This window comes from Pseudarthrobacter sp. AL07 (assembly GCF_029960665.1).
Taxonomy (GTDB): Bacteria; Actinomycetota; Actinomycetes; order Actinomycetales; family Micrococcaceae; genus Arthrobacter.
This window is the reverse complement of sequence record NZ_JASBRB010000001.1, coordinates 383,312-406,284: the sequence shown is the minus strand read 5'-3', so window position 1 is coordinate 406,284 and position 22,973 is coordinate 383,312. Positions and strand designations below refer to the sequence as shown.

Genomic DNA, 22,973 nt, shown 5'->3' with positions numbered 1-22,973 from the left:
GCTCAGGAAGCCTGAACCGAGCGTGACCTGCCGACGTCGGCGATGAAGGACCGGATGGCACGGTCACCTTCGGCAGAGTCCTGGGGCCGGTGTCCTCCCGCAGCAATGCGGTGCAGGGCACCGGTTTCCTGCAGATATCCGGCGATCTCCTCGTAGAGCGGTTCCCAGCCGCCCGTCAGGACCATGGTGGGGACGCCTGGAACAATATGCAGCGGGGCCTCCCAGGACGGCGCCTGCAACCGGAGCCGGCGCGCCGACCGTTTTTCCTCCGGCGTGGCGGGCTCCTGCAGGTCTGCCGCGAACATTCTCCGCACGAACTCACGCTGGAAATCATCATCACTGAGTTGGTGCCGGGCATCGAACAGCGGTTGCATCAGTGCCCTGTGGGCAGACGTGGCCGGCAGTTCGGCTGTCAGAGACAAGCACGCCGGTTCAATCAGCGTCAGGGAAAACACCAGGTCAGGGCGTTCGACGGCGGCCATCATGGCCGCAATGGCGCCCTCGGCGTGGGCCACAACATGGCCGCCGGCGGCACCGCGGCCGTCATCGGCCAGTGAGCGCAGGATGATGGCGGTGTCTTCGGCGAACGAGGACTCCAGGGGCTCAGCGACGGGGTCAAAGCCGTGCCGCCGCAGGAACAGCGCGTCGTACGTCAGCGCCATTCCGTGCTGGTGCGGCCACGCCGCGGCACCGAAAGGTCCGGCGCCGTGCACGAACACTACCCGCTGTTTGAACATGCCCCAACCCTATTCCACGGCGCCGACATCCCGATCGGGCAGCAGTAAGTGTCGGCGTGAGTGCTCAATACAACACCTGCAGCTACCCGGCCGGGCGGGGTGGTTACTTGCCGAGGAACTTGTCGAATCCCTTGGGCAGGTTCAGCTGGGAAGGGTCGAAGTCGCCGCCCTGCTGGCCGAACGCCGCCCCCGTGGGGAGAGCCTTAGCCGCGCCGGCCCGACGGGCTTCGGCGTCCTTGAGCTCCTGGGCAGCCTTGGCAGGGTTGCCTGAGCGGGCCTTCTTCTTCGGGGCGTTCTTGCCGCCCTTCCGCGCGCTGCCGGGGCCGCCCATGCCGGGCATCCCCGGCATTCCGGGCATGCCGCCGCCCTGGGCCATCTTCTTCATCATCTTCTGGGCCTGGCCGAAGCGCTCCAGCAGGCCGTTGACCTCGGAGACGTGCACGCCTGAACCGCGGGCGATGCGTGCCCGTCGGGAGCCGTTGATGATCTTCGGGGCGACGCGTTCGTGCGGCGTCATGGAACGGACGATCGCTTCGACCCGGTCGATCTCGCGCTCGTCAAAGTTCTCCAGCTGCCCGCGGATGTTCTGCGCACCGGGCATCATCATGAGCATTTTCTTCATGGAGCCCATGTTGCGGATCTGCTGCATCTGGGAGAGGAAGTCGTCCAGCGTGAAGTCTTCCTGGTCGGCAAATTTCTTCGCCATCCGGGCGGCTTCGTCCTTGTCCCAGTTCTTCTCGGCCTGCTCAATCAGAGTGAGGACGTCACCCATGTCCAGGATGCGGGAGGCCATGCGGTCCGGGTGGAAGAGCTCAAAGTCATCCACGCCCTCACCGGTGGAGGCGAACATGACCGGTTTACCGGTGACCGACGCGACCGACAGTGCGGCACCACCGCGGGCGTCGCCGTCGAGCTTTGACAGCACGATTCCGGTGAAGTTCACACCCTCGTCAAACGCGACAGCCGTGTTCACGGCGTCCTGTCCGATCATGGCGTCAATCACGAACAGCACTTCATTGGGGACAATGGCGCGGCGGATCTGGCCCGCCTGCTCCATCATCTCGGCGTCAACGCCAAGGCGCCCGGCGGTATCAACTATCACAACGTCGTGCAGCTTCTGGCGGGCTTCCTCGACGCCGGCGCGGGCGACGGCGACCGGGTCACCGGCGGGGTGCTCCAGTTCCGAGGTGGCTCCGGGGTGCGGCGCGAAAACGGGCACGCCTGCACGCTGGCCCACAACCTGGAGCTGAGTGACGGCATTGGGCCGCTGAAGATCACATGCCACCAGGAGGGGGCTGTGACCTTGAGCCTTGAGCCATTTGGAGAGCTTGCCCGCCAGGGTGGTCTTACCTGCACCTTGGAGGCCGGCCAGCATGATGATGGTGGGGCCGGACTTGGCCAGGCGGATGCGGCGGGTCTCGCCGCCGAGGATCTCAACGAGCTCCTCATTGACGATCTTGACGATCTGCTGGCTGGGGTTCAGCGCCCCCGAAACCTCTGCCCCGAGGGCACGCTCGCGGATGCGGGCCGTAAATTCACGCACCACGGAAACGGCGACGTCGGCATCCAGGAGGGCGCGACGGATTTCCCGGACTGTGGCATCAACGTCGGCCTCAGTGAGGCGGCCCTTGCCACGGAGATTCTTGAAGGTTGCTGTCAACCGGTCAGAGAGTGAATTGAACACGCGCCGCGCACTTCTTTCAGTGGATTTACAGGGGGGACTCGACTATCTAGGGTACCAAGTCGGGCTTGCCGGATGGCATGCTGGCAGGGTGACGAGCCAAACAAGTGTAAAAACCCTGCTCATTCTCGGCGCCTCAGGCGATCTGACCGGCCGCCTCCTGCTGCCGGGACTGGCCCGGCTGGTGGCTACCGGCCGGACTGATGGCCTGACCCTGGTGGGCGCCGGATCCGACGCCTGGACGTCGGAACAGTGGCGTACCCGGGTCCGCAAGGCCTTCGCCCCCGCTGCGGAGGCCGCCAACACGGTTGGAAAAAAGGCCCTCACCGCCTTGGCTAAGGCCACCGCTTACCACCAGCTTGATGTTACGGCGGAAGGAGCCCTGGCGGGACTGTTGTCCGGGCTGGAGGGTCCCACTGCGATCTATTTTGCGTTGCCTCCCCATGTCAGCCAGCTGGCCTGCGAGTCGCTGCACCGTGACCAGGTTCCGGCCGGAACACGGCTGGTCATGGAGAAGCCTTTCGGCTCCAGTGAATCCTCCGCCCGTTCCCTTAACCGCACACTCGCCGCTCTGGTGCCGGAGGACCACATCCACCGGGTGGACCACTTCCTGGGGAAAGCGACGGTGCTGAACATCCTGGGCCTGCGCTTTGCGAATAATTTCCTGGAACCCGTGTGGAACCGCGAGCATGTGGAAAAGGTCGAGATCATCTTCGACGAGGACCTGGCGCTGGAGGGCAGGGCGCGGTACTACGACAATGCAGGCGCCCTGCGCGACATGATCCAGAGCCACTTGCTGCAGATCATGGCGCTCATGGCCATCGAGCCGCCGGCCACCCTCGGGGAGCGGGACCTCCGGGACGCCATCGCGGCCGTGCTCCGCGCCAGCAGCATCAGCGCCCCTTACGCAAAATCCACGCGCCGGGCCACGTATACGGCGGGTTCGATTGCCGGCAGGAAGGTCCCGGACTATGTGCAGGAAGAAGGCGTGGACGCATCCCGTGGAACGGAGACTCTGGCGGAAGTCCGCGTGGACATCGATAACTGGCGATGGAAGGGGGTCCCTTTCATTCTGCGTTCGGGCAAGGCCCTCGGTGTGCGACGGAAGGAGGCCGTGGTCACCTTCCGGCCCGTACCGCACCTTCCGGCGGGCTTCACGGGCGTGGACTCCCCTAACCGGCTGCGGATCGGGTTCGGGCCCGATACCCTGGCCTTCGACGTCGACGTCAACGGTCCCGGCAGCATGTTCAGCCTGAGCCGCACAACACTGAATGCGGAGCTGAGCGCTTCTGAGCTGCTGCCCTATGGCGAAGTGCTCGAGGGCGTCCTGAGCGGGGATCCGCTGCTCTCGGTGCGCGGTGACACAGCGGAGGAGTGCTGGCGGATTCTTGAGCCGGTGCTGAAGGCCTGGCAGCGGGGCACGGTGCCGCTGGAAAAGTACGACGCCGGTTCGGCCGGTCCCGCCGGATGGCCAGGTTCCGCGCCGGCTGAGTAGGCCAGAACAAACAGAGCGGGCAGGGAACCTTTTGAGGTTCCCTGCCCGCTCTTTCGTGTGGATCAACTTCTGGAACAGCTAGATGGCGGCGACGCCGCGTTCTCCCGTGCGGACCCTGACGGCTTCGAAGACGTCCACGGTCCAGACTTTGCCGTCGCCCGCGCGGCCGGTGTTGGAGCTGGCGATGATGACGTCCAGGATGTCATCGGCCTGTTCGTCCGTGGCGAGGACTTCAACCCGGATCTTGGGCAGGAGGTCCACGTTGTATTCAGCTCCGCGGTAGACCTCCGTGTAGCCGCGCTGGCGGCCGTAGCCGCTGGCCGCGCTGACCGTCAGCCCCTGGACGCCGTAGGACTCCAGGCCCTCCCGGATGGCTTCGAGCTTCTCCGGGCGGACGATGGCTGTGATCAGTTTCATGCTTCCACGCTTTCCTTGCCCGCTGCCGGTTCAGTCTTCTTGGTGCCGGCTGCTTCGCCGTCAGCGGCAGAGCCTTTGCCCGTGATCAGTTCGTGAAACGGCTGGAAGCTCCCGCCGTGGCCGCCCACTCCGAACTCGTACGCCGTTTCGGCGTGCAGGCTGAGGTCAACGCCAACAGCTTCCTGCTCCTGGGATACCCGGAAGCCCATGGTCTTGTGGATGGCGAAGGCGATGATCGCCGTGAGGGTCGCCGAGTAGGCGATGACGATGCCTGCCGCTGCGAGCTGGGCCCAAAGCTGGGCCGCGCCGCCGCCGTAGAAGAGGCCGCCGCCCACACCGTCGGCGGGGAGGGCGATGAAGCCCAGGGCAACCGTTCCGATGATGCCGGAGACCAAGTGAACGCCCACAACATCCAGGGAGTCATCGAAGCCCCAGCGGAACTTGAGGCCGACGGCCAGGGCCGAGGCGACACCGGCGACGACACCGAGACCGAGCGCGCCCACCGGGCTGACGTTGGCACAGGCAGGGGTGATGGCAACCAGGCCGGCAACCACACCGGAGGCTGCCCCAAGGGAGGTGGGGTGTCCGTCGCGGATGCGTTCTGTGACGAGCCAGCCGAGCATTGCCGCGGCCGGGGCTGCGAGGGTGTTCACCCAGATCAGGCCGCCCTGCTCAGCAGTGGTGGCCGCGCCGCCGTTGAAGCCGAACCAGCCGAACCACAGGATGGCTGCACCCAGCATCACGAACGGGATGTTGTGCGGGCGGTGGTTGGGGTCCTTGCCGAAGCCGCGGCGGTTGCCGATGATCAGGACGAGTACGAGGGCTGCCACACCGGCATTAATGTGGACCACGGTGCCGCCGGCGAAGTCGATGGCCGGGCCGAGGGCCTGGCCAATGGCGCCTTCGGGGCCGAAGAGGCCGCCGCCCCAGACCATGTAGGCCAGGGGGCAGTAGACGAGGGTGACCCAGACGGGGACGAAGACGGTCCAGGCGCCAAACTTGGCGCGGTCAGCGATCGCGCCACTGATGAGGGCGACGGTGATGATGGCGAAGGTGGCGGCATAGCCGACCTTGATGAGCCCGTCAGGGCTGGTGATGCCTTCAAGGCCGAAGGTGGCGAACGGATTCCCGACGATCTGCAGGAACCCCTCGCCGGAGCTCATCGAAGCGCCCCAGAGCACCCAGACTACGCCGACCATGCCGATGGAGATGAAGCTCATCATCATCATGTTCAGTGCAGCTTTGGCGCGCGTCATGCCGCCGTAGAAAAATGCCAGACCTGGTGTCATGAACAGCACGAGTGCTGCTGCCACCATTAGCCATACGTGACCTGCGGTAAGTTCCATGGTGCACGTCCTCCCTGTGATCGATGCTGCGGAATACTCCGCCTTACTAACGCCTTTTGCGTCCTGCATCGAGTCTGTCGCTGCGGTGTTTCGGCCGCAGAGGATTTTCATTGCTGGCTTGTTACAACAACCTCCCGGAAGTAAATGGTGCATATCTGGCTTGTTACGGTTATGTTTCACCACTGCCGCCGACCCTCGGCTGCCTACCTTGCAAGGAAACCGCCCCATGACGGCACCATCACGCGTGAGCCGCGCCACAACGCGGATTTTGTCAGTTGTCCGCCCGCAGAGGCCCACGCTGCCGCGCGACATCAAGGTGATGCTCGCTGCGGCGTTCCTGATTGCCCTCGGGTTTGGGCTGGTGGCGCCGGTCCTGCCCCAGTTCGCCACCACTTTCGACGTCGGGGCGACGGCCGCCGCCGTGATCGTGAGCATCTTCGCCTTCATGCGGCTGGTGTTCGCGCCGGCGGGCGGGGCCTTGATTGCCCGTTGGGGTGAACGGCCGATCTATGTGGCGGGGCTGCTGATTGTTGCGGTTTCAACCGCGGCGTGCGCCTTTGCCCAGGACTACTGGCAGCTCCTGGTCTTCCGGGGGCTTGGCGGTGTGGGCTCGGTGATGTTCACGGTGGCTTCCATGGCCCTTGTGGTGCGGCTGGCGCCGCCGCAAAGCCGGGGCAGGGTATCCGGCGCCTACGCATCCGCGTTTCTGATCGGCAGCGTCCTGGGCCCGGTGGTGGGCGGGCTGCTGGCTGGATTCGGCTTGCGGGTCCCGTTCCTTTGCTACGCGGCCGCGCTGATCCTTGCTGCCGCCGTGGTGCAGACCCAGCTCAGCCATGCGCCGTCGGCGGACCGGTCCACGGTGGGCCGCGCCCCTGACATGCCGTTCATCGAGGCCTGGCAAGTTGGTGCGTACCGCTCGGCACTGATGTCCAGCTTCGCCAACGGCTGGGCCACGTTCGGTGTGCGGATGGCCACCGTCCCGCTGTTTGCGGTTGCTGCGCTCGGCGCCGGTCCGGAGGCTGCCGGCCTGGCGCTGGCCGTTTTTGCTGCCGGCAATGCCGCAGCGCTGACATTCTCCGGCCGGCTGGCGGACAGCCTGGGCAGGCGGCCGTTGATGGTCGGCGGGCTCCTGGTCGCCGGTCTCGCCACGGCCGCCATCGGCTTCACGTCCCACCTGGGTTGGTTCCTGGCCGCCTCGGTTGTGGCCGGGGTGGGGTCCGGACTGCTGGGACCTGCCCAGCAGGCTGCCGTCGCGGATGTCATCGGCAATGAGCGGTCCGGCGGGCGCGTCCTGGCCGTCTACCAGATGACCTCGGACGTCGGTGCCATTGCCGGACCGGTCCTGGTGGGGGTTCTGGCAGACCGGCTGGGCTACGGCTGGGCGTTCGGGGTCACCGGCGGTGTGCTGGTGCTCGCGGCGGCCTGCTGGGCTGTGACGCGAGAGTCGCTTAAACGAATTGAGGGGTGAGTTCCCACCACTAAAGCTTCGGCTTAGCGGCGGGATCTCACCCCTCATTTTGTGTCGATCCGGTGTGGACCCGGTCCCTAGTTCAGCAGGGCGTCCACAAAGGTCTCGGCTTCGAACGGGGCCAGGTCATCGGCGCCTTCGCCGAGTCCGATCAGCTTGACCGGCACGCCGAGTGATTTCTGGATGGCCACCACGATGCCACCCTTCGCGGTCCCGTCCAGTTTGGTCAGGACAATGCCGGTGATGTTCACTACCTCGGCGAAGACGCGGGCCTGGTTCAGGCCGTTCTGGCCGGTGGTGGCGTCCAGAACCAGCAGGACCTCGTCCACCTCCGCCAGCTTTTCGATGACACGCTTGACCTTGCCGAGTTCGTCCATGAGGCCGGTCTTGTTCTGCAAGCGGCCGGCGGTGTCAATCATGACAACGTCGACTTCCTGCTCAATACCCGCCTTGACCGCCTCATAGGCGACGGACGCTGGGTCCGCGCCGTCGACGTCGGACTTCACGGTGGGTACACCCACACGCTGGCCCCACGTGGCCAACTGTTCGGCGGCCGCGGCGCGGAAGGTGTCCGCGGCGCCGAGCAGGACGTCCTTATCCTCGGCAACAAGCACGCGGGCGAGCTTGCCCACGGTGGTGGTTTTGCCCACGCCGTTGACGCCCACCACCAGCACGATGGCCGGCTTGTCCGCATGCCTGTCCGTGCGCAGCGCGCGGTCCATGGTGGGATCCACCAGCTTGATCAGTTCCTCGCGGAGCAGAGCCTTGACCTGCTCGGGGGTCCTGGTGCCGAGTATTTTCACGCGCTCCCGGAGGGCGTCGACCAGCTGCATGGTGGGTTCGGTACCGAGATCGGCCAGCAGGAGGGTCTCCTCCACTTCATCCCAGACGTTCTCGTCGATCTTGTCGCTGGAGAGTAACGCAAGCAGGCTCTTGCCGAGGATGTTGTTCGACCGGACCAGACGCTCGCGGAGGCGGGTCAGGCGGCCGGCAACAGGAAGGGGGGTTTCAACCTGGATGATTTCCAGGCCTGCCACGTCATCAGGAACATCGGTGACTTCGAGGTCTTCGAGGTCGACGCCGGCGGGAGCGCTGCGCTCGGCCGGAACCACGGGCGCGTCCTCGAGCAGTGTTCCCCCGCCTTGCGGGGTGGCGGGATCATTGGCGTCGCGCGTCCCCGGGTACTGGGTGATGTTCTTCCGCGTCTTCAACAGGACCGGGATCAGCCCGCCAATAACCGCCAGGGCAGCAACAATGGACAGAATAATGGGGAGGATGTCATTCACTCCCCTAGCTTCTCACAAACGTGGCAGGCGTTCGGGGCCGCCACCTGCACGGGCGCTATACGTCGGCACCCAGCCGCTGGCTGATGACGGTGGACACGCCGTCGCCGCGCATGGTGACGCCGTACAGGGCATCAGCCACTTCCATGGTCCGCTTCTGGTGCGTGATCACGATCAGCTGGCTGGACTCCCGCAGCTCTTCGAAGATGGTGATGAGCCGGCCGAGGTTGGTGTCATCAAGGGCCGCTTCAACCTCGTCCATGACATAGAACGGCGAGGGGCGGGCTTTGAAGATAGCAACCAAAAGGGCGACGGCGGTGAGGGACCGTTCTCCTCCTGACAACAGTGAGAGGCGCTTGATTTTCTTGCCGGCGGGTCGCGCTTCGACCTCGATTCCGGTGGTGAGCATGTCCGAAGGATCCGTCAGCACCAGCCGGCCTTCGCCGCCGGGAAAGAGGCGTTCAAAGACGTGGACGAACTGGCCCCGGGTGTCCTCAAAGGCCTCGGTAAAGACCCGCTGGACCCGGTCATCCACTTCCTTGATGATGTCCAGCAGGTCCTTGCGGCTGGACTTCAGGTCCTCCAGCTGGGTGCTGAGGAACTGGTGCCGTTCCTCCAGGGCGGCGAACTCCTCGAGCGCCAGCGGGTTGACCTTGCCCAGGGCTGACAGGTCCCTTTCGGCTTTCCGGAGGCGCTTCTCCTGCTCCTCGCGGACAAAGGGCTTGCCGTCGGGGACCGGTGTGCCGTCGTCGTCCACGGGGGTCCGCAGAGCCGCCCATTTGTCGCCGCTTTCCTCTGCGGGGACGGGCACGGGAACGTCCGGGCCGAAGTCCGCCACCAACACGTCCGGCGTGATCCCGAGTTCCTCGATGGACCGCGTTTCCAGGGCCTCAATCCGTGCCCGCTGCTGGGCGCGGACCAGTTCGTCCCGGTGAACCGAGTCCGTCAGTTCCGCCAGTTCGCGGGCCAGCGCATCATTGGTTGTCCGGGTCGCCAGCAGCGCCCGGTCCCGGTCTTCCCGGTTCTCTTCGGCGAGGTCACGTTCATGCCGGGCCAGCTCAACAGAAACATCGATGAACCGGATTGCCAACTCCACCGCAGCGGAGACAGCAGCCGCCCGTTGGGCCTGGATCCGACGGCGGCGCGCCCGTTCGGCAGCCTCTTCACGCGCCCGTCGTTCGGTGGCCGCTGCCCGTTCCAGCGATAGGGCCCGGTTGCTCGTGGCGGTCAGCTGCTCTTCCGTGCTGCGCAGCGAAAGCCTCGCGTCCATCTCCGCAGACCTGGCCAACGACGCCGCCAAAGCGAGGGCATCACGTTGTTCGGTGGAGGGTTCCTCTTCAGCCGGCGCCTCCTGCGCCGCAGCCAGGCGCGCGGCAACGGCGGCGAGCGTCTGCTCCTCTGTCACAACATTGGCCTCCGCCCTGGCCAGCGAAGTGGCCAGCCTGTCGCTTTCACCGACGGCGCTGCGCAGGATGGAGTTCAGGTGGCCGAGCTTTTCGGCCACGGCTGCGAGCCGGGCGTCGGAATCGTGCAGGCGGTCCAGGGCAGCCTCCGCTCTCGTCCGGGCCTCGGTGCGCCGGACCTCGGCGCCGGCCAGTGCGAACCGGTTCCGTTCCAGGTCCGCGGTGACAACAGCCAGCCGGGCCTCGGCGTCGTCCACGGCGGCCTGCACCTCAAGCAGGGACGGCGCCTTTGCCGAGCCTCCGGTCACTGTAAGCGCGGTGAACACGTCCCCGGCCCGGGTCACGGCTGTCAGGTTGGGCCGTTCGGCAACCAGCAGCCCCGCACCGACCAGGTCTTCAACAACTGCCACCCCGGTCAAGAGCGCGGCCACCGCAAGGGCGGCCCCGCCCTCGGCGGATGCCAAGTCCACAGCCCAGCGTGCGCCTGCCGGCAGGAGCTCGCCCGCGCCGGAGGTCGCGTCCCGCACGGGCACAGCAGACGCCAGCAGCAGGGAAGCACGCCCCGCATCGTCGTCTTTAAGAAGTTGAACCACGACGGCGGCCACGTCAGGATCCCGGACCACGATCGCTTCGGAGGCCCCGCCCAGCGCCGCGGCAATCGCGGCCTCATACCCCGGCTGAATAGTCAGGCTCGAGGCAAGCGCTCCCGCAACGCCATCCAGTCCGGAGTCGAGGGCGTGCGCCGTGCCGTCTTTGCGGTTGAGGCCAAGCTGCAGCGCGTCCCGGCGGGCCACGAGGGCGTCACGTTCGCGGACAGCGTCTCCCCCCACGGACGTCAGCTCGGCAATCTCCTGCACAACGGCGTCGAGCTCTGCGCTGGCGTCCTCGTAGTCGGCGTCCAGGCTTTCCTCCCCTTCCTCGACCCCCGCCACCTGCGTTTCCAGGGCGGTGAACTCCGACTGGGCCCGGCGGCGGCGTTCCTGTCCGGCGGCGAGTGATTCCCGCAGCCTGCCCAGTTCGGCCTGCGCGGATTCAACCCGCGATCGTGCGGCACCAACCTGTCCGGCAAGCTTCGCGAGGCCCTCGCGGCGGTCCGCTGCGGCCCGGAGGACGGCAGTCAGCCTTTTCTCCTCGGCAGACGCCTCGAGTTCGGCAGCGTTCTTCGCCGCCGTCGCCGAGTCCAGCGCGCTGCGCCGGTCAAGGATGTGGCGCTCCATCTCCATCAACTCATCCCGGACCCGGACGGCCTGCCGTTCCAGCTGCTCGGGATCCCTGCCCGAGTACGGTTCGGCATCAACGGCGCCCAGCAGGCGGCCGCGTTCCTGGGCCAGCGAGCCCAGGGAACGAAGCCGTTCCCTGGAAGCGGAGAGCCGGTACCAGGTATCCCGGGCGGCGTTGAGCTTTGGTGTTGCCTCGGCTGCGAGCTGTTCCACGGCTGCCTGTTGCCGGCGGCCCGCCTCCAGCTGCTGCTCCACCACCGCACGGCGGGCCTTCAGTGCCGTTTCGTCGGCCACGTCCTGCTCAAGTGAATTCTGTTGCTGGACGAGGTCGTCGGCCAGCAGCCGCGCGCGTGCGTCGCGGACGTCGAACTGGACCCGTTGGGCGCGGCGCGCCACATCGGCCTGCTTGCCGAGTGGCGTGAGCTGGCGCCTGATCTCCCCCGTCAGGTCGCTCAGCCGTTGCAGGTTCGCCTGCATGGCCTCAAGCTTGCGGACCGTTTTTTCCTTGCGGCGGCGGTGCTTGAGGATCCCGGCGGCTTCCTCAATGAAGCCGCGGCGGTCCTCCGGAGTGGCGTGCAGGACCTTGTCCAGCTGCCCCTGGCCCACAATGACATGCATTTCCCGGCCCATACCGGAATCCGAGAGCAGTTCCTGGATGTCGAGCAGGCGGCAGCTGGCACCGTTAATAGCGTATTCAGAGCCCCCGGTGCGGAAGAGGGTCCGCGAGATGGTGACCTCGCTGAATTCGATGGGCAGGGCGCCGTCGGTGTTGTCGATGGTCAGGGATACGTGGGCCCGGCCCAGCGGCGGGCGCCCGGAGGTCCCGGCAAAAATGACGTCCTCCATTTTGCCGCCGCGGAGCGTTTTGGCTCCCTGCTCCCCCATCACCCAGGAGAGTGCGTCCACCACGTTGGATTTCCCGGAGCCGTTCGGCCCCACCACTGCCGTGATGCCAGGCTCAAAATCGAAGGTTGTGGCCGATGCAAACGACTTGAACCCACGGACGGTAAGGCTTTTGAGGTGCAAGGTGTTTCTGGTCTCCTGAGTGGCTGAAGCGGCTGCTTTGCTGCCCCAAATCTACTGTGTTATAGCGGAAAGCCGCGGATTTCCGGGTGTCTGTCCCTGCACCGGACAGCGCCCGATCATGCCCGGCAGGGCGCGGCGGGCTACCAGCGTCCGTTGCGCGGGCGCGGCTGACAGACCGGGCAGGAGTATGAGGACCGGTTCATGAACTGCTCGCGGCGGACCGTGGAGTGAATTCCGACGGCGGCACAACGGCTGCAGGGTTTGCCTTCCCGCCCGTAGGCGTTCAGGGAGCGGTCAAAATAACCAGAGGCGCCGTTGACGTTGACGTACAACGCATCGAAACTGGTGCCCCCTGCCGCCAGAGCATCCAGCATGACCTCGCGGGAGCTGGTGATGAGCCGTTCCGCGTCGCCGCGGCGCAGCGTATCGGTGGGCCTGGCGTAGTGCAGCTTTGCCCGCCACAGGGCCTCATCGGCATAGATGTTGCCGATTCCTGAGACGAGTCCCTGGTCCAACAACGCGCGTTTGAGGCCCGTCCTGCGCTTGCGCAGCCTGCCGTAAAAAAGGTCAAAGGAAAACGCCGGGTCCAGCGGGTCCCGGGCGATGTGGGAAGCTTCCTCAGCGATCAGCGCAACGGGAGATTCGGACTGGCCGCCAGGGCCGCCGTCGTCCGTGGGAATCATGCCGGTGACGAACAGCCCGCCGAAAATCCGCTGGTCAACAAACCTGAGTTGTTCAGGCATTCCGGCCACGGGGCTCAGCCGCAGCCTGACCTTGAGGTGTTTCTCGTCCGGCACTTCGCCGTCCTGCATCAGGAGCTGACCGCTCATCCCGAGGTGGGCCATCAGGGCGACGCGGGGTGCGCCAGCGGACTCCGCAGCCTCGCTCAGCGGCATCCACAGGAATTTTCCGCGGCGCACAACGTCCACAACCGTGGTGCCCTGGAGGTTGCCCCTGAAGTCCTCAGGGCCCATTGCATGCCGGCGGAGGGAGCGCGGGTCCAGCACGTCTACCCCTGTGATGGTTCGGCCGCGGACCCAACTCACCAGTCCACGGCGGACCACTTCAACTTCAGGCAGTTCGGGCACGGCTCAGCCTATACGCTGCGGGAAGACTCTGGTGATGCGCCCTCCGCTGCAGGGGCAGCGGCGGCTCCGGGAGTTCCGGAGAGCTGACGCCAGGCGTCCGCGGCAGCTTCCTGTTCCGCTTCCTTCTTCGAGTGGCCTGATCCGTTGCCGTACGGTTTGCCACCAATATTCAGGACCGCTGTAAAGGTCCGGGCGTGGTCCGGCCCCGCCCCCTCAACGGCGTAGTAGATAGTGCCCATCTGCCTGCTGGCTGCCAGTTCCTGGATGCTGGTTTTCCAGTCGGTGCCGGCGCCGAGGGCGGCAGCATCCTTCAGGAGCGGGCCAATCAGGCGCATGACGAGCTGACGGGCAGTCTCAATGTCGTTGGACACGTAGGTGGCACCAATGAGTGCTTCCATGGTGTCCGCCAGGATGGAAGCCTTGTTCTTGCCCGCGGTGAGCTTTTCGCCCTGCCCCAGGTAGATGTAATCCCCGATGCCGAGGCTTCGGCCAATGCCGGCGAGGGCGCGGGTGCTGACCACCGCAGAGCGGCGTTTGGCAAGGTCGCCCTCTGGGAGGGTGGGGTTGTCCCGGTACAGGGCATCGGTCACGGAGAAGCCCAGGATGGAGTCGCCCAGGAATTCGAGCCGCTCGTTGGTGGGGATGCCGCCGTTTTCGTAGGCGTAGGAACGGTGTGTGAGAGCAAGACGAAGCGTCCCGGCGTCAATGGAGACACCGAGACGCTTCAGAAGCTCTTCAGTTGAAGACATCATGTCAGCCCAAGCGGCCGATTAGACGTCTGCGACCTTGCGGCCCTTGTACTCAAGGAACAACGCAGTGCCAGCCGAGTCGGTAACGACCTTCGCCTGGTGCGGCAGGCTGTAAGTAACCTGGCCGTTCTCTACGGTCTTCACCAGGTGGGGGGCAGTTGCCTTCCACTGGGAGCGGCGGGCGCGGGTATTCGAGCGAGACATTTTCCGCTTCGGGACAGCCACGGCTAACTCATTTCTCTCTAGAAAAACACTTACAAATCAGTTTTGCCGGTCAGGCTTAGCCAAGTCAGCTAGGGCAGCCCAGCGAGGATCTACGACCTCGTGGTGGTGCCCCGGCTCGTCTTCCAGGCGTACTCCGCATTCGGAGCAAAGGCCCTGGCAGTCTTCCCGGCACACCGGCTGGAACGGCAGCATGGTTACAACTGCGTCCCGCAACACCGGCTCAAGATCGATTAGATCGTACTCGATTCGATATTGCTCTTCTTCGTCTTCTCCGTCGGAGAACTGAACGCCCTCGTAGAAGAAAAGTTCTTGCACATTGACCTCAAGGTCATACGCAAGGGGATCCAGGCATCGTCCGCACTCGCCTTTTACTTCGGCGACCGCGGTTCCTGATACCAGAATTCCTTCGTGTACGGCCTCAAGCCTCAGATCCAGCTCGATGTCCGAGCCTTCCTGAACGCCAATGAGTGCCACACCAAGGTCACTTGGTGCGGGTACATGTTCTTTCAGTGTCCGCATGCTTCCCGGGCTGCGCCCGATATCCTTGACGTCGAACGCCAAGGGCGAACTAGCATCTCGTTTAATGAGAACTCCTGTTGAACATATGACCGACGTACCATCCTAGCCTGAAGAACCGCAGGGACTCAAACCAGGCGACGGACGGCCGTCGAAGTACCGGACTAGCCTACCCTCTTGGCAGCTGATCGGACGCAGACCCGCCCGCGAGCAACCTTTTATGCACCGACCGGGGAACATAGTCGGACACGCTGCCACCCAGACCGGCCACTTCTTTGATCAGGGTGGATGACAAATGCAGGTAGTGCGCCTCGGCCGGCAGGAACACCGTTTCGACGCCGCTGAGCTGGCGGTTCATCGTAGCCATCGGAAGTTCATAGTCGAAGTCCGAGGACGAGCGGAGACCTTTGACGATCGCGGAGACCCCGCGCTGGCGGCAGTACTCGGCCAAAAGACCGTCGCCCACCGGTTCCACCACAATGCCCTTGAGGGACGCCAGGGTTTCGCGCGCCATATCCAGGCGGTCCCCCAGGCTGAACATGTACTTCTTCGCATAATTGGTCGACACCGCCACGATCACCTCATCGAAGAGGCCCGCGGCACGGGCGATGACCTCGAGATGGCCGTTGTGAATGGGGTCAAAGGATCCGGGGCAGACAGCGCGTCTCATCCACCGAACCTACCGCATGGGGTGGCCGGGATACCATGACTGGATGCATCCACCACGGGACCTTTCCATGTCCACAATGCCTGCCCCGTGGCAGCGCACCGCCTCAGGCGCCAACCTGCTGGGACCCGCCGGCCAACTGGGCGTCACCATCTTCGAGGAGATGACCACGCTGGCGGCGCAGACCGGCGCCATCAACCTCGGGCAGGGTTTCCCTGACGAGGACGGACCGCTGGAAATCAAGGCGGCCGCGGTGGCCGCCATCGAAGCCGGAGCCAACCAGTACGCGCCCGGCAAGGGCATCCTGGAACTGCGTGAGGCCGTATCCGCACACCAGGAGCGTTTTTACGGGCTGACCCCGGACCCGTTGACCGAGGTCATCATCAGCACCGGCGCCACCGAAGGGATCGCCGCAGCGTTGCTGGCGTTCGTCGGCCCCGGCGATGAGGTGCTGACTTTCGAACCGTTTTATGACGCGTACGGCGCCGTCATCGGCCTGTCCGGCGCCACCCACGTCACGGCCCCGCTGCTGGCTCCGGACTTTTACCCGGATATGACCGCGCTGGAAGCGGCCTTCACCGACCGCACCAGGGTGGTGCTGTTGAATAATCCGCACAACCCCACCGGCGCCGTCTTCCCCCGTCATGTCCTGCAGCGCGTCGTCGAGCTTGCCACAAAGCATGACTGCCTCATCGTCACCGATGAGGTGTACGAGCACCTCACCTTCGGGGTCAGGCATATTCCCGTCGCCTCGCTGCCTGGTGCCGCTGAGCGGACCATCACCATCTCGTCCGCCGGAAAGACTTTCTCCTTCACCGGCTGGAAGATCGGCTGGCTGACCGGCCCGGAACACCTGGTGGCGGCTGTCCGCACGGTCAAGCAGTTCCTGACCTACAGCTCCGGTACACCGTTCCAGTCGGCCATTGCGGCCGGCCTCGCGCTGCCGGACGAGTTTTACCGGGGCGTGTCGGCAAGTCTCCGGAAGAAGCGTGACATCCTCAGCGAGGGCCTCCGCGCCGCAGGATTCGACGTTTACACGCCGCAGGGAACCTATTTCGTCACGGTGGACACCGCACCCCTTGGCATTGGCGACTCCGTGGACCTGGCCCGCAGGCTGCCCGGACTGGTGGGAGTGGCCGCGATCCCCGTCCCCGTCTTCTGTCACCCGGAGGGCGCGGAACGGACACGGAGCCTGCTCAGGTTCGCGTTCTGCAAGAAAGTTGAGCTCCTCGAGGAGGCCTCCGCCAGGCTGGCAACCCTCAGCGGAAAGCTCTGATGTCGGAGCCTGGCGGCACACGATCCACGCGGTTCCTGCGGACCACTGGCCAGCACGCCTCCATCGAGCCCGACGCCTTCACCGACGGCGGCTACGTGCTGAGCATCGGCGGGGCCGAGCAGTCCCACGTTAATCTGGCGCATCCTGAGGAGATCTTCTACGAGTACCTGCGACGGATCGGCCATCTGGTGGACCTCGCCGCGCCCAAAAGTCAGCCGATCACAGCCCTGCATCTTGGGGCTGGAGCCCTGACTCTGGCCCGCTATGTGCAGGCGACGAGGCCTGGATCCGTCCAGTATGCGGTGGAGCTGGAACGCGAGCTCCTCGACTTTGTCCTGCAGCAACTCCACCTTCCTGACGGAACCGACCTGCATTCCGTGATCGGCGATGCCCGCGACGCCCTGGCGGACCTGGACCCTGAACTTCACTTCGACGTCGTGATCCTGGACATTTTCTCTGGTCCGGAAGCCCCGGCCCACATCGCCTGCCAGGAGTTCTACCAGGAGGTCCGGGCACGCCTCGCACCGGAAGGCTTGCTGATCGTGAACGTGGGCGACGAACCCGGGCTGACCCTGGTGCGGAGTCAGGCTGCCGCCATGCGCAGCGCCATGGCGGACGTTGCCGCCTTCGCCGAAACCGGGATGTTCGCGGGCCGCTACCCCGGCAACATCATCCTCGCCGGAACGCAGACTCCGTGGCCCGAAGCCTGGACGGCCGAACTGACGGCACGGGGCCCGCACCCTGCGAAGGTTCTCGCCGGCGTGGACCTGGATGGGCTCGCCGGCTGAATCTCAGTCCTCCGGAAGCACCGGAGGCTCCGCGAACCAGAGCCGTGTTTCGCCGTACTTCTTCTCCGCGAACCGTTCCAGGCCGGCTGGCCAGAGCGGCTCCGGTGAACGCGTGGACCGCTCCACCACCACCACGGCCGCCGGGGCCAGATGATCGGCGAGTTTGCCCAGTACCGCCGTCAGGGCCGGATCATCCAGCGGATACGGCGGGTCCAGGAACACCAGGTCCCAGCTGGACGTCTCCGCCGCGCGCTCCAGGAAGGACTCCACCTTGGACCGGTGGACCGTCACGGCCTTGCGGCCCAGTACACCGTTGATCAGGTCCGCGTTGCGCTGGCACACGGAACTGGCCTTGGCATCGAATTCCACAAGGTCAACGGTGTCAGCGCCCCTGCTGCCGCTCTCCACGCCCAACGAGCCGGACCCTGCGTACAGGTCCAGGACCCGGGCACCTGCAATGATCCCGAAGGCGTCGAGCCGGGAGAACAGCGCCTCCTTCACACGGTCGGTGGTGGGCCTCGTGAGGGAGCCGGGAACGCTCACCAGAGGGGTCCCGCCTGCAGCGCCCGCGATGATGCGGCTCATGGCCGCCTCCTATCCGCGCTCAAGGAACGCCTCCTTCTCGGGGTTCAAGTATTCGTCGATGGCCTCCGCCAGCCGCGGATGCCGTGCCAGGGCAGGATCAGCGGCCACAATTTCCTGGGCGTCCTGGCGCGCCTGCGCAATGATGTCCTCGTGCTCCAGCACGCGCAGCAGTTTCAGGGTGGAGCGGCCGCCGGACTGCGACGCGCCCAGGATGTCGCCCTCGCGGCGCAGCTTCAGGTCCTCCTGCGACAGCTCGAAGCCGTCGGTGGTTGCCGCCACGGCGTCCAGCCGGCGCCGGCTCGGGTGTCCGCGTTCCAGGGTGGTGACCAGCAGGCACGTTCCGGGAAGCCCGCCGCGGCCCACCCGGCCGCGCAGCTGGTGCAGCTGGGAAATGCCGAAGCGGTCGGCGTCGAGGATCACCATCAGCGTTGCGTTATGGACGTCGACGCCGACTTCGATAACGGTGGTGGAGACCAGGAGCTTGGTCCGGTTGGCGGTGAAGTCGGCCATCGCGGCGGTCTTCACTGCGGTGTCCAAACGGCCGTGCATCGGCCCAAGGGGCACACCGGCCAGGGCTGGCTCCTGCTGGAGATGTTCGACGACGGCGGTCACCGACGCGAGCTCCCGCCCACCGCCGTCGCTCGCCAGGTCAGCCGCGGAAGGTTCCGCTTCCCCCGGGCTGAAGTCGCCGTCGTCGTCCGTTCCGATCCTGGGGCACACCACGTACACCTGGTGCCCGGCGTCGATTTCCTCACGGGATCGGGACCAGATGCGGTCGGCCCAGCCGGGATTCTCGGCCAGGCCCACCACATGCGTGGAAATCGGCGCCCGGCCGGCGGGCAGTTCGTCCAGGACGGAGGTTTCAAGGTCGCCGAAGACCGTCATGGCCACGGTGCGTGGAATGGGCGTGGCCGTCATGACCAGCAGGTGCGGCGGCTTGTTGGCCTTTGACCGCAGGACGTCCCGCTGCTCCACGCCGAACCGGTGCTGTTCGTCCACCACGATCAGGCCAAGGTCGTAGAACGCGACGTTGTCGCTGAGCAGCGCATGCGTGCCGATCACGATCCCGGCCGCGCCGGATGCGGCGTCCAGCATGGCCCGTTTCCGGGCGGCGGTGGGCATGGAGCCGGTGAGGAGAGTGACCTGCACGGCCCCTTCGGCCAGGCTGCCCAGCAGCCCGTCAGGGGACAGAATGGGGTCGCGGGACAGGGAGCCCAGGGTCCGCCGGATGGAATCGAAATGCTGGGCGGCGAGGACCTCCGTTGGCGCCAGAAGCGCAGCCTGCCCGCCGGCATCCACCACCTGCAGCATGGCCCGCAGCGCGACGATGGTCTTGCCCGAGCCGACCTCGCCCTGCAGCAGCCGGTTCATGGGGCTGTCCTGCGCCAGTTCTGCGGCAAGCGTTTTTCCGACGGCGGCCTGGCCGCCGGTGAGCGTGAAGGGCAGCTGCCTGTCGAACGCCGCCAGCAGCCCGTCCGTGGCCGGGCGCCGCGCCGTGGCTTCCTCGGCCGCAAGCTGGGCACGGCGCCGGGCCAGAGCCGCCTGCAGGACCAGGGCCTCCTGGTAGCGCAATCGCTCCTGGGCCTTCTTCCAGTCAGCCTGCGTTTCCGGCTTGTGGATGAGCCGGTAGGCCTCGGCCACGGGGAGGAATTTTTCCCGCGCGGCGACCGTCTCCGGCAGCGGATCCGGCAGGGCATCCAGATCCACGGTTTCCAACAGCGTGGAAATGACTTTCTGAATCGACCAGCTGGTGAGCTTTGCGGTGGCCGGGTAGACCGGGATGGGCATCACGGCGAGCTTTGCGGGCTCCATGGCCGGCATGTCCGGGTCCTCGTCGAGGAGGTGGAAATCCGGGTTGGTCAAGCCCAGGGACGCTCCGTAGCGCGTCACCTTGCCGGAGAACATCACGCGCCGGCCCGGCAGGAGCTGCGCCTGTGCCCGGTGTCCGCTAAAAAAGGTGATCTTGAGCGTGCCGTGCCCGCTGCCGGGGCCGACCGAGGAAAGGCGCGGACGGCCGTGGGAGGCGGCGTCGTCGGTGATCACAACGTCGGTAATGGAACCACGCCGCGTATGCATCTTGCGCGTGCTGTTGGAGAGCACTCGCGCAAAAAGCGTGACCTCTTCATCCAGCGGCAACTCGCTGATGGGCGTCAGTTCACCGCGGTTCAGGTAGCGGCGCGGGAAGTAATTCAGGAGGCCGCCGACTGTGGTGATGCCCAGATGCTTCTCAATGGCCGAAGCTGACCGCTTTCCGATCAGGCGTTCCAGGCCCAGGTCCAGTTCAGCGCTCATGCCCACTGGAGTTCACCGGAGCTGGTTCGGGATCTCGGGCCATGGCGAGTTCGCTGACCGAAATGTCGCTGGGTTCGCCGAGGGAACGGATCAGGGCGACGGCCGGGGCGGCGTCGGAGACGTGCACGTGGACCCGCCACCGGTAGCTGCCCTCGGCATCTGCCAGGCTGTCCACCTGGCTCATGATGACGGACTCGCCGATTTCGTCGAGTCGCTGGCGCAGCGTGGCCGCGCTGAGCGGCGACAGGCTGATGGTGCACATAACCTCAACGCCGTCGTCAACCGGCATATCAGTGTGGATGTGGGGGTCCTGGACGTCATAGCCGTGGAGCCCGTCGAGGAGTTCGCCCTGCAGCCCTTCGCCCAGGACTGCTGAACGCAGGCAGTCAAGGATGAGCAGCATGCCAACGCCCCCGGCATCGACCACATGGGCGGCTTCAAGGGCGGCCAGCTGGCTCTCGGTGCTGACGACGGCTTCTAATGCACCGTTGACGGCAGCGTCGAGGGCTTTGCCCAGGGCTTGGTTACTGTCGTCGCCATTGTGCCCGGCGTCCACCGCCGCGGCGGCCCGGGCGGCGGCCTCCATGACCGACAGCATGGTGCCTGGGACGGGGTCGCTCAACGCGGACCAGGCCCGGATCTGGGCACGGTTCAGCGCGGCGGCCAGGAGGGTAGACGTCAGGCGGGTGTGACCGGCCAGGGGTTCAGCCGCAGCGCAGAGGAAGACCGCGAAGAGGGTTCCGGAGTTGCCCCGGGCCTGCTCCATCGCGGCCCGGCCGGCGTGCGCCAGCACTGCCCCGACATCCGACTGGCCAGCATCAGCAGGGACTGCCTCGTCCTGCCCTGCCGGGTCGCTGCGCAGGGCACGGGCGGCCGCCCGCACGGTGAGGTAAAGGTTGGTGCCGGTGTCACCGTCCGCCACGGGGAAGATGTTGATGGCATTGAGGCGGTCGCTGTGGTTGGCAACGGCGATTTCAGCCTTGTCCAACCACCGCTTCATCGCTTGCGCGTTGGCGGCAACCTTAGTCTGCAAAGTGATCCCATCCCCCGGTGCCAACGGCGTGGCCCGCAATCGTGACGCCCGGTGGTGTGGAGCTTCCCGGGGCTTGTACTGAGCCTATCGCAGTGAATCCGGCAGGCAGCTGAACGCCGGCAGGGAACGAGGCCAGCAGCCCATGGTCCTCTCCCCCGCCAAGTACCCAGGCCATGGGGTCAGCTCCGAGAAGGTCCGACGCCGGACGCAGTGCTTCCGCGAGAGGTTTCAGTGCTGCGGGGTCAAGGTCAAGAACCACGCCGCTAGCGGCGGCGAGGCGGCCGCCGTCGCGCACCAGGCCGTCAGAGACGTCCAGCATGGCGGTGGCACCGGCCCGCGCTGCCGACGGCCCGGCCGCGAGGGGCGGCATTGGCCTGCTCTGGCTGTCCATGAGCCGCCGCTGCTCTGCGGTGAGCGTGTCCGCCGGGACGGCGCTCTCAAGGAGGGCGAGGCCTGCCGCGGCCCGCCCGACGGTTCCTGCCAGGGCAAGAGTGTCCCCGGGGTTGGAGCCCGAACGCAGCACCGGCGGCAGTCCGCCCAGGGTCCCGACGATGGCCACCGTCACCGCTATCTCCCGCCCGCGCCCCAGATCTCCGCCGGCAACGGAACAGTCAGCAGCGCCGAGCCCGATGATGCCAGCGGTCAGCCCGTCGGCGAAGCGTTCAACCCACTCGACGGGAGTGCCCGGCGGCATGGTCAGGCTGACCACCAGCGACGTGGCCCGGCCGCCCATGGCGTTGATATCGCTGAGATTCTGCGCGGCGGACTTCCAGCCGACGTCGTACCCAGTGGTCCGGTAGCCGTTGTTCCACTCGAGGCGGAAGTCCTGGTCCTGGGTCTGGGTGTCGATGGAGATCAGGGTCCGGCCGTCCGGAGCGGCGACAATGGCGGCATCGTCTCCAGGGCCAAGCAGGGTTGCCGAACCGTGATTTCCACCCATTTCCAGCCGCGGGAAGATCCGGGCCAGCAATTCGGTTTCGGACAGCGCGGCGACAGTCAGCGTTTCTTCAGTCAACGGGATTTCAGGCACGCCCCTACGCTACAGCGCGGCACCGACATTGTTGATCAGCCCGTCGCTGGTCAGGTGCTCTAAAGGGCCGCACGGTCCATTGAGCGTCCGCAGCACACGGCAGCGACGATAGGCTGGATGCATGCGCAATCCCCGTTTTTCCCTGCCTCTCCGCGTGTCCGGAATCCTGCTGACTGCGTCCTTCGCAGGAGCTCTTCTGTCCGCCTGCGCCCCGACCGTGGATGTCACCGCCGCCGGCGATGCGGCGAACCCGGCCTGCGCTCCGATGATGGTGGCCCTCCCGGACGCCATCGGTGACGCTGCCCTGCGGAAAACCAACAGCCAGGCCACTGCCGCCTGGGGTGACCCGTCCCAGGTGATCCTGCGCTGCGGCGTCAACATTCCGGGGCCGACGACGGACCGGTGCGTGAGTGTCAACGGCATCGACTGGGTCATCAAGGAAGGCGATCCGGTGTGGACGCTGACTACCTTCGGCCGCGAACCCGCCACGGAAATCCTGATGGATCCGGACAAGATCAGCTCCGCGACCGTCCTGGCGGATCTTTCCGCCTCAGCCGGAAAGGTCCCGGCCAGCCGGAACTGCGTGGGCCAGGAAGATCTGCAGAACCTGCCGTCCAGCAAATAGGTCTCGACAGGCTCGACCACCGG

The 22,973-nt window shown here is 66.1% G+C and carries 20 protein-coding genes; 5 read left to right on the top strand and 15 right to left on the bottom strand.

Features of this window, described 5'->3' with window-relative positions; genetic code table 11:
• Window positions 1-2 precede the first annotated feature (2 nt).
• Together QK290_RS01860 and ffh are read right to left on the bottom strand one after the other, a co-directional pair.
• On the bottom strand, window positions 3-737 hold the full coding sequence (locus QK290_RS01860) for an alpha/beta hydrolase (RefSeq protein ID WP_282329045.1): 735 nt from the start codon (window positions 735-737) through the stop codon (window positions 3-5).
• A gap of 103 nt (window positions 738-840) precedes the next feature.
• Window positions 841-2,421: a signal recognition particle protein gene (gene ffh / locus QK290_RS01855; RefSeq protein WP_282329044.1), complete on the bottom strand. Its 1,581-nt coding sequence runs from the start codon at window positions 2,419-2,421 to the stop codon at window positions 841-843.
• Window positions 2,422-2,509: 88 nt separating this feature from the next.
• On the opposite strand from ffh, the gene QK290_RS01850 reads away from it, so the two are divergent.
• Window positions 2,510-3,913: a glucose-6-phosphate dehydrogenase gene (locus QK290_RS01850; protein WP_282329043.1), complete on the top strand. Its 1,404-nt coding sequence runs from the start codon at window positions 2,510-2,512 to the stop codon at window positions 3,911-3,913.
• A 78-nt stretch (window positions 3,914-3,991) separates the two neighbouring features.
• Here QK290_RS01850 and QK290_RS01845 read toward each other — a convergent pair whose 3' ends face one another.
• Together QK290_RS01845 and QK290_RS01840 are read right to left on the bottom strand one after the other, a co-directional pair.
• Window positions 3,992-4,330, bottom strand: a complete 339-nt coding sequence (locus QK290_RS01845; RefSeq protein WP_056349123.1) for a P-II family nitrogen regulator — start codon at window positions 4,328-4,330, stop codon at window positions 3,992-3,994.
• Window positions 4,327-5,676: an ammonium transporter gene (locus tag QK290_RS01840; protein WP_282329042.1), complete on the bottom strand. Its 1,350-nt coding sequence runs from the start codon at window positions 5,674-5,676 to the stop codon at window positions 4,327-4,329. The genes QK290_RS01845 and QK290_RS01840 overlap by 4 nt, the downstream gene beginning before the upstream one ends.
• Before the next feature lie 226 nt (window positions 5,677-5,902).
• Here QK290_RS01840 and QK290_RS01835 point away from each other — a divergent pair, with 226 nt between their 5' ends.
• Window positions 5,903-7,144: an MFS transporter gene (locus QK290_RS01835; protein ID WP_282329041.1), complete on the top strand. Its 1,242-nt coding sequence runs from the start codon at window positions 5,903-5,905 to the stop codon at window positions 7,142-7,144.
• 77 nt (window positions 7,145-7,221) lie between these two features.
• Here the strand turns inward: QK290_RS01835 and ftsY are convergent, their stop codons facing one another.
• The 7 genes from ftsY to coaD form a co-directional block, all read right to left on the bottom strand.
• Window positions 7,222-8,430, bottom strand: coding sequence for a signal recognition particle-docking protein FtsY (gene ftsY, locus QK290_RS01830; RefSeq protein ID WP_282329040.1), 1,209 nt, complete (start codon window positions 8,428-8,430; stop codon window positions 7,222-7,224).
• Window positions 8,431-8,485: 55 nt separating this feature from the next.
• Entirely contained in the window at window positions 8,486-12,076 is a 3,591-nt protein-coding gene (gene smc / locus QK290_RS01825) for a chromosome segregation protein SMC (RefSeq protein WP_282329039.1), read from the bottom strand.
• Window positions 12,077-12,216: 140 nt separating this feature from the next.
• Window positions 12,217-13,164 (bottom strand): bifunctional DNA-formamidopyrimidine glycosylase/DNA-(apurinic or apyrimidinic site) lyase, encoded by a 948-nt coding sequence (gene mutM / locus QK290_RS01820; RefSeq protein WP_282329038.1) that lies wholly within the window; start codon window positions 13,162-13,164, stop codon window positions 12,217-12,219.
• 8 nt (window positions 13,165-13,172) lie between these two features.
• Window positions 13,173-13,913, bottom strand: coding sequence for a ribonuclease III (gene rnc, locus QK290_RS01815; RefSeq protein WP_282329037.1), 741 nt, complete (start codon window positions 13,911-13,913; stop codon window positions 13,173-13,175).
• Between the two features lie 21 nt (window positions 13,914-13,934).
• The gene (gene rpmF, locus QK290_RS01810; RefSeq protein ID WP_009356569.1) at window positions 13,935-14,138 is read right to left on the bottom strand and encodes a 50S ribosomal protein L32; all 204 of its coding nucleotides are present in this window, start codon (window positions 14,136-14,138) and stop codon (window positions 13,935-13,937) included.
• 36 nt (window positions 14,139-14,174) lie between these two features.
• Complete coding sequence (locus QK290_RS01805; protein WP_282329036.1) at window positions 14,175-14,699, bottom strand: DUF177 domain-containing protein; 525 nt, start codon at window positions 14,697-14,699, stop codon at window positions 14,175-14,177.
• 124 nt (window positions 14,700-14,823) lie between these two features.
• Window positions 14,824-15,324 carry a pantetheine-phosphate adenylyltransferase gene (coaD, locus tag QK290_RS01800; protein ID WP_282329035.1) on the bottom strand — a complete coding sequence of 167 codons (501 nt, stop codon included), beginning with the start codon at window positions 15,322-15,324 and terminating at the stop codon, window positions 14,824-14,826.
• 43 nt (window positions 15,325-15,367) lie between these two features.
• Here coaD and QK290_RS01795 point away from each other — a divergent pair, with 43 nt between their 5' ends.
• Together QK290_RS01795 and QK290_RS01790 are read left to right on the top strand one after the other, a co-directional pair.
• On the top strand, window positions 15,368-16,597 hold the full coding sequence (locus QK290_RS01795) for an aminotransferase class I/II-fold pyridoxal phosphate-dependent enzyme (protein WP_282329034.1): 1,230 nt from the start codon (window positions 15,368-15,370) through the stop codon (window positions 16,595-16,597).
• Window positions 16,597-17,385, top strand: coding sequence for a fused MFS/spermidine synthase (locus QK290_RS01790; protein ID WP_282329033.1), 789 nt, complete (start codon window positions 16,597-16,599; stop codon window positions 17,383-17,385). The genes QK290_RS01795 and QK290_RS01790 overlap by 1 nt, the downstream gene beginning before the upstream one ends.
• Before the next feature lie 3 nt (window positions 17,386-17,388).
• Here QK290_RS01790 and rsmD read toward each other — a convergent pair whose 3' ends face one another.
• The 4 genes from rsmD to thiL are packed head-to-tail and all read right to left on the bottom strand — an operon-like array spanning window position 17,389 to window position 22,325.
• Entirely contained in the window at window positions 17,389-17,970 is a 582-nt protein-coding gene (rsmD, locus tag QK290_RS01785; protein WP_282329032.1) for a 16S rRNA (guanine(966)-N(2))-methyltransferase RsmD, read from the bottom strand.
• Between the two features lie 9 nt (window positions 17,971-17,979).
• Complete coding sequence (locus tag QK290_RS01780; RefSeq protein WP_282329031.1) at window positions 17,980-20,262, bottom strand: ATP-dependent DNA helicase RecG; 2,283 nt, start codon at window positions 20,260-20,262, stop codon at window positions 17,980-17,982.
• Window positions 20,252-21,262, bottom strand: a complete 1,011-nt coding sequence (locus QK290_RS01775; RefSeq protein WP_282329030.1) for a DAK2 domain-containing protein — start codon at window positions 21,260-21,262, stop codon at window positions 20,252-20,254. The genes QK290_RS01780 and QK290_RS01775 overlap by 11 nt, the downstream gene beginning before the upstream one ends.
• 22 nt (window positions 21,263-21,284) lie before the next feature.
• Complete coding sequence (gene thiL / locus QK290_RS01770) at window positions 21,285-22,325, bottom strand: thiamine-phosphate kinase (RefSeq protein WP_282329029.1); 1,041 nt, start codon at window positions 22,323-22,325, stop codon at window positions 21,285-21,287.
• A gap of 121 nt (window positions 22,326-22,446) precedes the next feature.
• Between thiL and QK290_RS01765 the strand changes: the two genes are divergently transcribed.
• Window positions 22,447-22,950 carry a DUF3515 domain-containing protein gene (locus tag QK290_RS01765; RefSeq protein ID WP_282329028.1) on the top strand — a complete coding sequence of 168 codons (504 nt, stop codon included), beginning with the start codon at window positions 22,447-22,449 and terminating at the stop codon, window positions 22,948-22,950.
• The last annotated feature ends 23 nt before the right edge of the window (window positions 22,951-22,973 follow it).